Origin of the sequence: Streptococcus vestibularis ATCC 49124 (genome assembly GCF_000188295.1) — a bacterium.
GTDB classification, from domain to species: Bacteria; Bacillota; Bacilli; order Lactobacillales; family Streptococcaceae; genus Streptococcus; species Streptococcus vestibularis.
Window position 1 is genome coordinate 1078782 of sequence record NZ_GL831112.1, and the last position, 11019, is coordinate 1089800.

General features: G+C 37.6%; 12 protein-coding genes. 3 read left to right on the forward strand and 9 right to left on the reverse strand.

The window, feature by feature from the left end:
* The first annotated feature begins 20 nt into the window (after nucleotides 1-20).
* Nucleotides 21-227 carry a DUF3173 family protein gene (locus HMPREF9425_RS05285; protein WP_037621497.1) on the forward strand — a complete coding sequence of 69 codons (207 nt, stop codon included), beginning with the start codon at nucleotides 21-23 and terminating at the stop codon, nucleotides 225-227.
* Nucleotides 220-1515 (forward strand): tyrosine-type recombinase/integrase, encoded by a 1296-nt coding sequence (locus tag HMPREF9425_RS05290; protein ID WP_003097349.1) that lies wholly within the window; start codon nucleotides 220-222, stop codon nucleotides 1513-1515. Before HMPREF9425_RS05285 ends, HMPREF9425_RS05290 begins: the two co-directional genes overlap by 8 nt.
* Before the next feature lie 306 nt (nucleotides 1516-1821).
* On the opposite strand, the gene adhP is transcribed toward HMPREF9425_RS05290, so the two are convergent.
* The 9 genes from adhP to glmS all read right to left on the reverse strand — a co-directional run bounded on the left by adhP (nucleotide 1822) and on the right by glmS (nucleotide 9753).
* Nucleotides 1822-2841, reverse strand: coding sequence for an alcohol dehydrogenase AdhP (adhP, locus tag HMPREF9425_RS05295; RefSeq protein WP_003092519.1), 1020 nt, complete (start codon nucleotides 2839-2841; stop codon nucleotides 1822-1824).
* A gap of 161 nt (nucleotides 2842-3002) precedes the next feature.
* Nucleotides 3003-3284, reverse strand: coding sequence for a DUF5960 family protein (locus HMPREF9425_RS05300; RefSeq protein ID WP_003092699.1), 282 nt, complete (start codon nucleotides 3282-3284; stop codon nucleotides 3003-3005).
* The gene (locus tag HMPREF9425_RS05305; protein WP_003097351.1) at nucleotides 3262-3639 is read right to left on the reverse strand and encodes a hypothetical protein; all 378 of its coding nucleotides are present in this window, start codon (nucleotides 3637-3639) and stop codon (nucleotides 3262-3264) included. The genes HMPREF9425_RS05300 and HMPREF9425_RS05305 overlap by 23 nt, the downstream gene beginning before the upstream one ends.
* Entirely contained in the window at nucleotides 3636-5051 is a 1416-nt protein-coding gene (locus tag HMPREF9425_RS05310) for a Y-family DNA polymerase (RefSeq protein WP_003097352.1), read from the reverse strand. The genes HMPREF9425_RS05305 and HMPREF9425_RS05310 overlap by 4 nt, the downstream gene beginning before the upstream one ends.
* A gap of 112 nt (nucleotides 5052-5163) precedes the next feature.
* Nucleotides 5164-6015, reverse strand: coding sequence for an amino acid ABC transporter substrate-binding protein (locus HMPREF9425_RS05315; RefSeq protein ID WP_003097353.1), 852 nt, complete (start codon nucleotides 6013-6015; stop codon nucleotides 5164-5166).
* A gap of 12 nt (nucleotides 6016-6027) precedes the next feature.
* A complete protein-coding gene (locus HMPREF9425_RS05320) occupies nucleotides 6028-6672 on the reverse strand; it encodes an amino acid ABC transporter ATP-binding protein (RefSeq protein WP_037621499.1) in 645 nt (214 codons plus the stop codon).
* Nucleotides 6665-7306 (reverse strand): amino acid ABC transporter permease, encoded by a 642-nt coding sequence (locus HMPREF9425_RS05325; RefSeq protein ID WP_003097355.1) that lies wholly within the window; start codon nucleotides 7304-7306, stop codon nucleotides 6665-6667. Before HMPREF9425_RS05325 ends, HMPREF9425_RS05320 begins: the two co-directional genes overlap by 8 nt.
* Nucleotides 7307-7505: 199 nt before the next feature.
* Nucleotides 7506-7835 carry a zinc ribbon domain-containing protein YjdM gene (locus tag HMPREF9425_RS05330; protein WP_003097356.1) on the reverse strand — a complete coding sequence of 110 codons (330 nt, stop codon included), beginning with the start codon at nucleotides 7833-7835 and terminating at the stop codon, nucleotides 7506-7508.
* Between the two features lie 109 nt (nucleotides 7836-7944).
* Nucleotides 7945-9753 (reverse strand): glutamine--fructose-6-phosphate transaminase (isomerizing), encoded by a 1809-nt coding sequence (gene glmS / locus HMPREF9425_RS05335; protein ID WP_003097357.1) that lies wholly within the window; start codon nucleotides 9751-9753, stop codon nucleotides 7945-7947.
* Nucleotides 9754-9958: 205 nt separating this feature from the next.
* Here glmS and HMPREF9425_RS05340 point away from each other — a divergent pair, with 205 nt between their 5' ends.
* Complete coding sequence (locus HMPREF9425_RS05340; RefSeq protein ID WP_003092595.1) at nucleotides 9959-10867, forward strand: LysR family transcriptional regulator; 909 nt, start codon at nucleotides 9959-9961, stop codon at nucleotides 10865-10867.
* The last annotated feature ends 152 nt before the right edge of the window (nucleotides 10868-11019 follow it).

The window sequence follows — 11019 nt, forward strand, 5'->3', positions numbered from 1 at the left end:
AATAATATGATCAAAAAATTATTAATAAAAACGATTTAATTGCTTTAGGTTATAAAACTAATACCGCAATGACTATCATTCGACAAGCAAAGAAAATTATGGTACAAAAAGGATATGCGTTTTATAACAATCATCGTCTAGATTATGTTCCTATTCATGCTGTTGAAGAAATTATTGGGGTATCACTTTTAGAGAAAGAAAAGGAGGACTCCATAAATAATGAGTGATAAAATTAATTTCAATGAGCAACAAATACTAAAAGAACAACCTCAACAAAATACTAAAAAGCAAAAAAAGACAAAATATCATGGCGTTTATGTTGATAATAATGGGAAATTTTTTTACCAGACGGAATTTGGTTTAGATAAAATCACAGGAAAACGAATTCGCAGAAAGGGGAGAAAAGATAAAAACGGAATTGATTTTAAATCGGCTAGCGAAGCTAACAAAGAATTAACCAGAATCAAGAGAGAATATTATGAAGCTAATGGTTTTTCTAATTATCATATGAATTATAAACAATTTATGACTAACCATTACATTCCATATTACCGTACCACTGTTCAAGATAGCACATATTTAGTACGTGAAAAGAGTTTACTATTAATCAGTGAACGTTTCGGTAACACTAAACTTCGTTCAATATCAATTGAACAAGTACAAAGTTTTAGGACCTGGTTACTAACTAGTGCTGAAGAGGGAGGTGCCGGTTACTCCCAAGGTTATGCTAGCTTAGTCTTCGGAATGTTTCGAAAATCTTTAGATTATGCTTTTGATTTAGGTTACGTAGAAAGTAATATCTCTAAACGTTCAAAGGCAATCCCAAAAGGAAAAAATGAGGTTCCATACTGGACAAAGTCTGAATTTGAATCCGTAATATCTATGATTTATATTAATGACTTTTACGAACATTTATATTTTGTTATGTTATGGATTTATTTTATGACCGGCATCCGTGTAAATGAAGGTTGTGCACTACAGTGGGATGATATTGACTTTGAAAAAAAGAGACTTCGAGTCCATCACATGCTAATTATCAAAAATAAAAAAAATTGGACTCGTAATTCTTATACAAAAACTAAAGATGGCAAACGTATGATAAGCCTTGATGATGATACAATAAAAATTTTAAAAGAATGGCGTAAAGTTCAAGGTTATCTAGGCCTTGGCCATGACAGTGATTTTATCTTTTCATATGATGGACTTCCGATGCTGAAGTCTACAATTTCCAGAGCTATCAAAAGGTATGCAAAACTGGCCCATGTTAAACCAATTCAAGCTAAAGGATTAAGACACAGCCATGCTTCTTACCTTATCAATGAATTTAATGTTCCAATCTTGATTCTATCAAAACGTCTCGGCCACTCGTCACCAGAAATTACTCTTAAACATTACGCCCACATGTGGACGGGAGCGGACGAGGCTATCACACATGAAATGACTGGCAATATTTCAATCTCATTCCCTTCAAAAAGTTTAGTAAAATTCAATGGAAATCAAACAATTTTAAAATAATAACAATCCCCACCATCTAGCCCACCAAAAATAAATAAGTCTTTCTAAAATCCCAATATGAAAGGATTTTAGAGGTATAGATTACTATTGAGTGGGAATAAAACCAAAATCATCAAAAGCGCTGAACGCAATCGTTCAACGCTTTTTTGTTTTATATCTAAATGAAGTTTTAGAGCAATAAAAATTCCATCAATACAAATAAATCAATGGAATTTCGTTCAGATATACTGCTTTCAAAAAGTAGTTTAGCCAGTTTAGGCTACCCAACTCCTCATATAGTCATGGTAGGTATTGACAGATGTACGCTTACTTAGTGAAATCAAGTACCTTACGTCCTTGAATTTCACCTTTTTCCATTTGATCAAATACTTCTACCGCTGTATCGACAGGAACGGTTTCAACAACTGGTACTACCAAGCCTTGTGCACCGAAGTCAAAAGCTTCTTCTAAGTCTTTACGCGTACCTACAAGAGATCCAACAACACGGATACCATCTAGAACTGTTTTGACAATTGAGAGCTCCATGTATTCAGATGGGAGCCCAACGGCAACGATCGTACCACCGGCACGTACAGTATCGACAGCCTGGTTGAAAGCAACCTTAGAAACAGCTGTTACAACAGCACTGTGTGTACCACCAGTTTTCTCTTGGATATAGCCTGCTACATCTTCAACTTCTTTACCATTTACCACTAAATCCGCGCCAGATTCTTTAGCCAAATCTAGTTTATCTTGATTAATGTCAACTGCTACTACTCGTGCGTTAAAAACTTTCTTAGCATATTGAATAGCTAAATTACCTAGCCCTCCAGCACCATAAATAGCTACCCATTGACCAGGTTCAACTTTAGCTTCTTTAATGGCTTTATAGGTTGTAACTCCAGCACAAGTAATAGATGAGGCTTGAGCTGGATTGAGTCCTTCTGGAACTTTCACAGCGTAGTCAGCAGTAACCAAAGCATAGTCACTCATACCACCATCAACATTATAACCAGCATTTTTTACAGACCGACAGAGTGTTTCACGTCCAGTTGTACAGTATTCACAGTGGCCACACCCTTCGAAGAACCAAGCGATTGATACGCGATCACCTTTTTTAAGTGTTTCAACTCCTTCGCCAACTTCTTCAACAATACCAATTCCTTCATGGCCTAAGATACGACCTGGAACTTGACCAAAGTCGCCATGAGCTACGTGAAGGTCAGTATGGCAAACGCCACAGTATTCAACTTTAACCAAAGCTTGACCATGACCAACTAACGCTGGTTTTTCATGGTCCACAACTTCAATACCTGTGCTTGCTTGATTAACAACAACTGCTCTCATCTTAATTACCTCCATATGATAACTTTTAACACCCTCATTATAGCACTCTTAGAAACAATGTCAACGCTTACATAAAACGTTCCTCAGTCACTAACAAATTTCTTGAAAGCTCTGGCTAGCAATTAAAGACATACTATTTCTCCCGCTGGATGTGATATGATTTAATCATTTCCAAGATACCTATACTGTCTCACGAGTGTCTTGAAATCCAAAAGGCTGACTTCAAAATGGAAATAATGATTGCGTCCGTCTCTAGCATTCTCTTTATTTAATAGAAAATAATTCTTTTGACTGATAGCCATCTCTCTAAGAATATCATCCGTCAAAAAGGTTAAGGGAATATCCATAGCAGAATAGCGATAAAAATCTTCTTCAAACTTTAAATAGCTATCAGAAAAATAGTCAATTTGAAATTTATCATCATAAATTTCTCTCTTCTTCATCTATGTTTTCACCCCCAAAACTAATTTCTAATATATCCTTTGTTCGAATACCTTTATATTGCTTGAAAGATTTTATAGTAACTTGATCAAAATCCAAGTCAACCACATAACCATTAATCCTACAGCGCCTACCTTGAGCCTTTATCTGGAAATTCCCCAATAATTGACCCAAATAAAGCTGGTTCAATAAAGTAAACTTCTCTAAATCATCCAAATGATTAGTTAGATTTTCTTTAGTCTTATCTTCATGTAGGGAATTTGTGTGTTCCGACAAAAAGAAGCCCATCCACTTCATCATTCCCCTATCTTGGTGTTCCCTAGCTGATTGAAAGGGAAGGTAACTACGGTCTATCATTTTAATCCATCTAATCCTCCAGCTGAGTGGCCACCAATAAGCTTGCTTCGAGCAAGACTCCTAGATGCCTCCTGTAAAGCTGTTGCTTTTTGAATGGTCGTAAAGCCAAATTCCTGTCGAATACTATCTATAGCTGCTTGAAGCCTTTCTTCTTTATCAATATCATCAGGATTATCAAATAAAGAAAGAATTTGAAGCCTTTCATCTACAAAATTTGCATAAGAGACACTCATACTTCGAACAGCCCCTCCTTGATATTTCTTTCTAAAGAGTTCAATGACATGTCCTATTAGTATCCTTGTATTATTAGCAGGTTCAATCTTCATCTGTGCTTGTAGCGAACGCTTGCCCTCTAACTTTGAAAACCCAATGCTAATGGAAACTTGACAAGCTTTCTTATGGGCTCGTCTTAACCTAATAGCTACCTGTTCTGCCATCTCTCTTAGAATCAATTCAATATCAGCTTGACGATCATAGTCTCGTGGCAAGATTTGGGAATTCCCTAAGCCATGTGACTTGGGTTTATAAGGTTTATGAACATTACTTTCATCGATACCGTTGGCATGAAAAAAGAGGTCTAAGCCTACAATACCTAACTCCTTTTTAAGAGTATCAGGATTGCTATTAGCAAGTTCTCGAATGGAGCAAATTCCCAACTTGTTTAGCTGCTTCTCCATCCGCCTTCCAATCCCCCAGAAATCGGTCATATGGGGGATATTCCAAACCTTAGTCTCAACATCTTCATAGGACCAGTTGGCTCTCATAGTAGCCGTATGTTTGGCCTCATTATCAAGAGCTAACTTGGCCAATAAGGGATTGCTGTTAGACATCCCAACTGTCGAGTAAATACCTGTCTCCCTCCAAATATCTCTTTGAATACGCCCTGAAATCATATCTAACTTATCTTTTCTTGTAACTGTTCTATCGGGAATAAAGTAATTCAGTGACGACGTGAGATCAATGAAACCCTCATCAATGGAATAGGGAAGAATATCTTCAACACTGGCATAATTCTGGAAAATGTGTTGAATCTGGATATTCTTTTTTATATAGAGGTCCATTCTAGGAGGAACGATAAAGGTAACCTTAGCCCAAGATTCTATGTAATCTACAAAATCTCTATCCGTTGGAAGTCCCTGCTTTTTGGCATTATAATAATGAAACTTACGAGAATGAATATCAAAAGGTAAGTCATAAGAACGACTAACATTTGACTTGCCAAAAACCTGCTTAAATATGGGGGAAGAGGCTAGTATCAAGCCATTAGCATTTTCAGCCCTACTCATCACACATAGTGAAGTCTTAAGAGGGTGTAGACCACGTTCAACACACTCCACACTTGCATAGAAAGATTTCATATCTACAAAAGCAATATCACTTTGCGTTTCTCTTGAATAATCAAAATATCCCATGCTTGCCCTTTCGTTAGTTTATAAACTAACACTAGTATAAATTATAACTTCTTATATTTCAAGTATTTTCCATAAAAAATAACAACATCCCTTCTAGAATGTTGTTATCCTTCTATTTTTTCCCTTTAACTTGGTCTGTGGCAACATCTTCGCCAAACCACTTTTTAGAAATCTTTTGGAATTCTCCTTTTTTATAAAGGGTTCTAAATCCTTGATTGATTTTTTTGATCAGTGTCTTATCTGCTTTACGAGCACCTACAGCAAAGCTTTCACCTTCATAACCAGCAGGCATAACATTATACTGATCCAGAACCCCTGATTTTTCTAAGTAGTAATTAGCATACACACGGTCAATCAATAGACCGTCAATACGTCCACTATCAAGGTCAATCAAGGCTTGAGTAAAGGTCGAATATTGGACTGCTTTTTGGTTGGCAACGATATCCCTCAAAATCTTCGGAGAAGCATTGAAAGCATCATAACCAGAAGCCCCCGCTTGGGCACCTAAGGTTTTGCCTGACATTCCAGCAACAGAATCAATTCCTGAAGACTTTTTGGTTACCAGTACTTGTTCATTGACCATATAAGGTTCCGTGAAGTCTGCAGACTGCTTACGCTCATCCGTGACCGAGTAACCATTCCAAATGAGGTCAATTGTCCCATTCTTCAGTTCTGTTTCTTTCATATCCCAGTCAATAGCCTGCCATTCGACATTGATACCATACAATTTAAAGACTGCAGTTGCAAGATCAATATCAAAACCAACATAGCTACCATCCTTTTCCTCATATCCCATAGGAACAAAGGTTGCATCAAAACCAATTTTGATTTTCTTTTCTTTGGTATAGATTTGCCACTGATCTTTCTGAGTTGCAAAATGTGAGCGCGAGCTGCAAGCTGATAGCGCAAACAAAGGAAAAATGACAAGACAGGATAGCAAAACTGTTTTCACTATTTTTTTCATAGAAAATCCTCACTATTTTGGATTGATAGTGACAATCTCATCGGCGATGTGCTGTGCAAACTGTATATCGTGAGTGATAACGATTTGCGTAATCCCAGTCTCACGATTCTGCACAATCAATTTCTCCACTTCTTGACGCAACTCAGGGTCAAGAGCTGATGTTGGTTCATCATAGCCGACAATTTTCGGATCAATCATCATAGCACGCGCAAATGCAACACGTTGTTTTTGTCCCCCAGAAAGAGAGTAAGGATAAGCATTTCCGTGAGCTCCAAGGCCTAAACGGTCAAGTAGAGCTTGAGCTTTTTTCTGAGCATCCTCCTTAGACATTCCCATCGTCTTAATCGGCGAAAGGGTTAGATTGTCTAAGACTGTCAAATGTGGAAACAGTTGGAAATCTTGGAAGACAAAACCGAGCAAATTACGACTTTCCATCTGATCCAAAGGAATCTCTTCATTTTCATAAATAATTTGTCCTGAATCAATGGTTTCAAGTCCTGCTAGCATACGCAAAAGAGTCGTTTTACCACCACCAGATGGTCCAACGATAGCTAGGATTTTCCCCTCTTCGACAGTTAGGTTATAGTTATCAAAAATTTTGTGTTGACCAAATTGCTTGGAAATATTTTTAATTCTAACATAAGGTCTCCTATTTATAATAGTTGAATTTCTTTTCGATGTGTTTTGAAGCCACAGTCACCACACCCACAAGGACAAGATAAATAGCTCCTGCCACAAACATCGGTGCTAAGGTCGCATCACGGTTCGCAGCGGTACGACTTTCCAAAAGAAGGTCTCCAACCCCAAGCACATAAACCAATGATGAATCCTTAACCAAGTTAATAATCTCGTTAAAGATACTTGGCAAGACAATCTTAACCACCTGAGGAAGGATGATATAGCGGATGGTTTGGAAAGAACTAAGTTTAAGCATTTTAGCTGCTTCGTATTGTCCTTTCGGAATAGCCAAAATTCCTCCACGGAAAATCTCTGCGAAATAAGCAGCATAATTAAGCGTAAAAGCAAGAATAGCAGCCGGAAGGCGGTCAAAGACAATCCCTACACTCGGAAGAACATAATAAACGAAGATTAATTGCAAAAGGAGCGGTGTTCCACGCATAATCCAAACGTAAAGGGTTAGTAACCAATTTAAAGGTTTGAATTTAATCTGCATTAAGAAAGCAAGTACAATCCCTAATGGAATCGACAGTACGATAACAATGAAAAATACTTGAAGTGTGACTACCGCACCGTTCAAAAGGGCTGGTAATACTTCCAAAACGTATGACATATAAACTCCTATAATTATTTAGTATTGTTGAATATTATACCAAATTTTTTAAAAAAATGATATAAGATTTTGAAAATAGTAAAAAGGAGTGCGACTATACCCACTTTTTAAATGAGTTCATAGTCACACTCCTAAGAGACTTAAATAATCGTTCCTAAGAAACAAACCATACTTAAGTCTAGTGTCCCTAAAGCTTATTTTAGATTTTCTTAACAAATTCAGATTTAAGTTTCATAGCACCAAAACCATCAATCTTACAATCAATGTTGTGGTCACCTTCAACCAAACGAATATTTTTTACACGTGTGCCTTGTTTAATATCTTTTGGAGCACCTTTAACTTTCAAATCTTTAATAACTGTAACAGTATCACCGTCAGCAAGACGTGTTCCATTGCTATCAAGAACCACAAGTCCTTCTTCTGCAACTTCGTTTGGATCCCACTCATAGGCACATTCAGGACATACAAGTAAGATTCCATCTTCATAAACATACTCTGAGTTACATTTTGGACAATTTGGCAATGACATAATTCTCTCCTAAGATTGTGATATAGATACTATTCTACTTTAGATTTCCTAATTAAGCAAGGGTGAAAAACAAACAACATCCCTTACACTGTAAGAGATGTTGGTATTTTTATTCAACAGTAACTGATTTAGCCAAGTTACGTGGTTTATCAACGTCGAGTCCACGATGGAGTGTTGCAAAATAAGCAATCAATTGTGTCGGTACAACCATTGAAATTGGTGACAAGTAAGGGTGAACGTTATTAAGAACGATGTCATCACCTTCTTTAGCAACATTTTCCTCAGCAATAGTCAACACTTTAGCACCACGTGCTGCCACCTCTTGAATATTACCACGAGTGTGGCTAGCAAGAACAGCGTCAGACAGGAGGGAAATAACAGGTGTACCATCTTCGATAAGAGCGATTGTACCATGTTTCAACTCACCTGCTGCGAAACCTTCACATTGGATATATGAGATTTCTTTCAATTTAAGACTTGCTTCCATAGCAACATAGTAATCTTGACCACGACCGATATAGAAAGCGTTACGTGTTTCTGAAAGAAGAGCTGCTACCTTCTCATCAATCGCTTCTTTTTCAGAGAGTGTTGATTCGATAGATTGTGCTACAAGTGACAATTCATGTACCAAGTCGAATGCTTCAGCTTTTTCATTACCATTAGCTTCACCGACTGCTTTAGCCAAGAATGCAAGGGCTGCAATCTGAGCTGTGTAAGCTTTAGTAGAAGCTACGGCAATTTCTGGTCCAGCATGAAGAAGCATCGTGTGGTCAGCTTCGCGAGAAAGAGTAGATCCCGGAACGTTTGTCACTGTCAAACTTGGAATACCCAACTCGTTAGCTTTAACAAGAACCTGACGACTATCTGCTGTTTCACCTGATTGACTAATAAAGACAAAGAGAGGTTTCTTGCTAAGGAGTGGCATACCATAACCCCACTCAGAAGAAATACCAAGCTCAACTGGAGTATCTGTCAACTCTTCAAGCATCTTCTTAGAGGCAAAACCGGCATGATAAGAAGTTCCTGCTGCGAGGATATAGATGCGGTCAGCTTCTTGAACAGCCTTGATAATATCAGCATCTACAGTCACTTGTCCCTTGTCATCTGTGTAGGCTTGGATAAGCTTACGCATCACTGTTGGTTGCTCATCGATTTCTTTGAGCATGTAGTAAGGGTATGTTCCTTTACCGATATCAGAAAGGTCAAGCTCAGCAGTATAGCTATCACGTGCTTTCACATTGCCATCATAATCTTGAACTTCGACACTATCAGCTTTCACGATAACCAACTCTTGATCGTGAATTTCCATGTATTGGTTTGTTTCACGAATCATAGCCATAGCATCAGAGCAGATCATGTTATAACCATCACCAAGACCAATTAAAAGTGGTGATTTGTTTTTAGCGACATAAATTGTTGATGCATCTTCAGAATCCATGAGTGCAAAAGCATATGACCCACGGATAATGTGAAGAGCCTTCTTGAAAGCTTCAATAGTTGACAAACCTTCTTCTTCAACAAATTTACCAATCAAGTGAACAGCAATTTCAGTATCGGTTTGACCTTTGAAATGATGACCAGAAAGGTATTCTTCCTTAATTTCAAGATAGTTTTCAATAACACCGTTGTGAACCAAAACAAAGCGTTCTGTTTCTGAACGATGTGGGTGAGCATTGTCCTCCGTTGGTTTCCCATGAGTCGCCCAACGAGTATGTCCGATACCTGCAGTACCTTCTACTCCTGCAGTTTTAGCAGTAAGTTCCGCAATACGGCCAACAGCTTTAACCAATTGACTAGATGTTTTACCAGCTACAAAGATACCGGCTGAATCGTAACCACGGTACTCTAGCTTTTCAAGTCCTTGAATCAAGATATCGGTTGCATTTGTGTTACCTACAACACCAACAATTCCACACATATTTTAATAATAACCTCAACTCTAAGAGGTCATGTCTCCTTCATTTAAAATTGGTATAGTCAACAAGCTCTTTAAAAAGCTTAACGAAGACAGTATATTCCATATATTTAACATTGTCAAGCATAAAATTGGTATAGTCCCCAAAAGACTTTTTAATCGCTTCTTATCCTAAGGAATAATCCTTAAAGTATGCTATAATAAGGCTATGCGAATTCAACAATTACATTATATTATCAAAATCGTCGAAACCGGCTCAATGAATGAAGCCGCAAAACAACTTTTCATTACACAACCAAGTCTTTCAAACGCTGTCCGCGATTTAGAAAGAGAAATGGGAATTGACATTTTTATCCGTAACCCTAAAGGAATCACCTTAACCAAGGATGGAGTTGAATTTCTATCTTATGCCCGTCAAGTAGTAGAACAAACTAATCTCTTAGAAGAACGCTACAAAAGCCACACAGAGACACGTGAATTGTTTAGTGTTTCTTCTCAACACTACGCTTTTGTCGTCAATGCCTTCGTCTCACTTCTCAAGAGAGCTGATATGACGCGTTACGAGCTCTTCTTACGTGAAACTCGTACCTACGAGATTATCGAAGACGTTAAGAACTTCCGTTCAGAAATCGGTGTTCTCTTCCTTAATGGCTATAACCGAGATGTCTTGACTAAAATGTTTGACGATAACCGACTTACCTATACTAGTCTCTTTAAAGCTAGACCTCATATCTTTGTCAGCAAGTCAAATCCTTTGGCCAAGCATAAAGTGGTCTCATTGGAAGATTTAGAGGACTTCCCATACCTTAGTTACGATCAGGGGATTCATAATTCCTTCTATTATTCTGAAGAGATTCTCTCACAAATCCCCCATAAAAAGTCGATTGTGGTTTCAGACCGTGCAACACTTTTTAACCTATTAATTGGTTTGGATGGATACACAATTGCCACTGGTATCTTAAATAGTAATTTAAATGGTGACAATATCGTCTCTATTCCACTAGATATTGATGATGAAATTGATATTGTATACTTGAAACATGAAAAGGCTACTCTCTCTAAAATGGGAGAAAAATTCTTAGATAATCTTGTTAAAGAGGTCACTTTTGATAACTAATATAAGAGCTACTTAGTCCCCACCACATAAGGTTGGAATTTTTTATCGTTCAAAAAAGAGCCCTTTTGTACTGACCCCAAAAAGTTAGACAATTAATTTATCCGAAGGATTTAGTGCTGTATTGCACAGGACTGAGTCCTTTTAGTTTTGCC

What these genes read in the sequence shown, in the direction of transcription:
- HMPREF9425_RS05290 (WP_003097349.1), top strand. Translation starts at nt 220, where the DNA reads ATGAGTGATAAAATTAATTTCAATGAGCAACAAATACTAAAAGAACAA.
- adhP (WP_003092519.1), bottom strand. Translation starts at nt 2,841, where the DNA reads ATGAGAGCAGTTGTTGTTAATCAAGCAAGCACAGGTATTGAAGTTGTG.
- HMPREF9425_RS05300 (WP_003092699.1), bottom strand. Translation starts at nt 3,284, where the DNA reads ATGAAGAAGAGAGAAATTTATGATGATAAATTTCAAATTGACTATTTT.
- HMPREF9425_RS05305 (WP_003097351.1), bottom strand. Translation starts at nt 3,639, where the DNA reads ATGATAGACCGTAGTTACCTTCCCTTTCAATCAGCTAGGGAACACCAA.
- HMPREF9425_RS05310 (WP_003097352.1), bottom strand. Translation starts at nt 5,051, where the DNA reads ATGGGATATTTTGATTATTCAAGAGAAACGCAAAGTGATATTGCTTTT.
- HMPREF9425_RS05315 (WP_003097353.1), bottom strand. Translation starts at nt 6,015, where the DNA reads ATGAAAAAAATAGTGAAAACAGTTTTGCTATCCTGTCTTGTCATTTTT.
- HMPREF9425_RS05325 (WP_003097355.1), bottom strand. Translation starts at nt 7,306, where the DNA reads ATGTCATACGTTTTGGAAGTATTACCAGCCCTTTTGAACGGTGCGGTA.
- HMPREF9425_RS05330 (WP_003097356.1), bottom strand. Translation starts at nt 7,835, where the DNA reads ATGTCATTGCCAAATTGTCCAAAATGTAACTCAGAGTATGTTTATGAA.
- glmS (WP_003097357.1), bottom strand. Translation starts at nt 9,753, where the DNA reads ATGTGTGGAATTGTTGGTGTTGTAGGTAACACAAATGCAACCGATATC.
- HMPREF9425_RS05340 (WP_003092595.1), top strand. Translation starts at nt 9,959, where the DNA reads ATGCGAATTCAACAATTACATTATATTATCAAAATCGTCGAAACCGGC.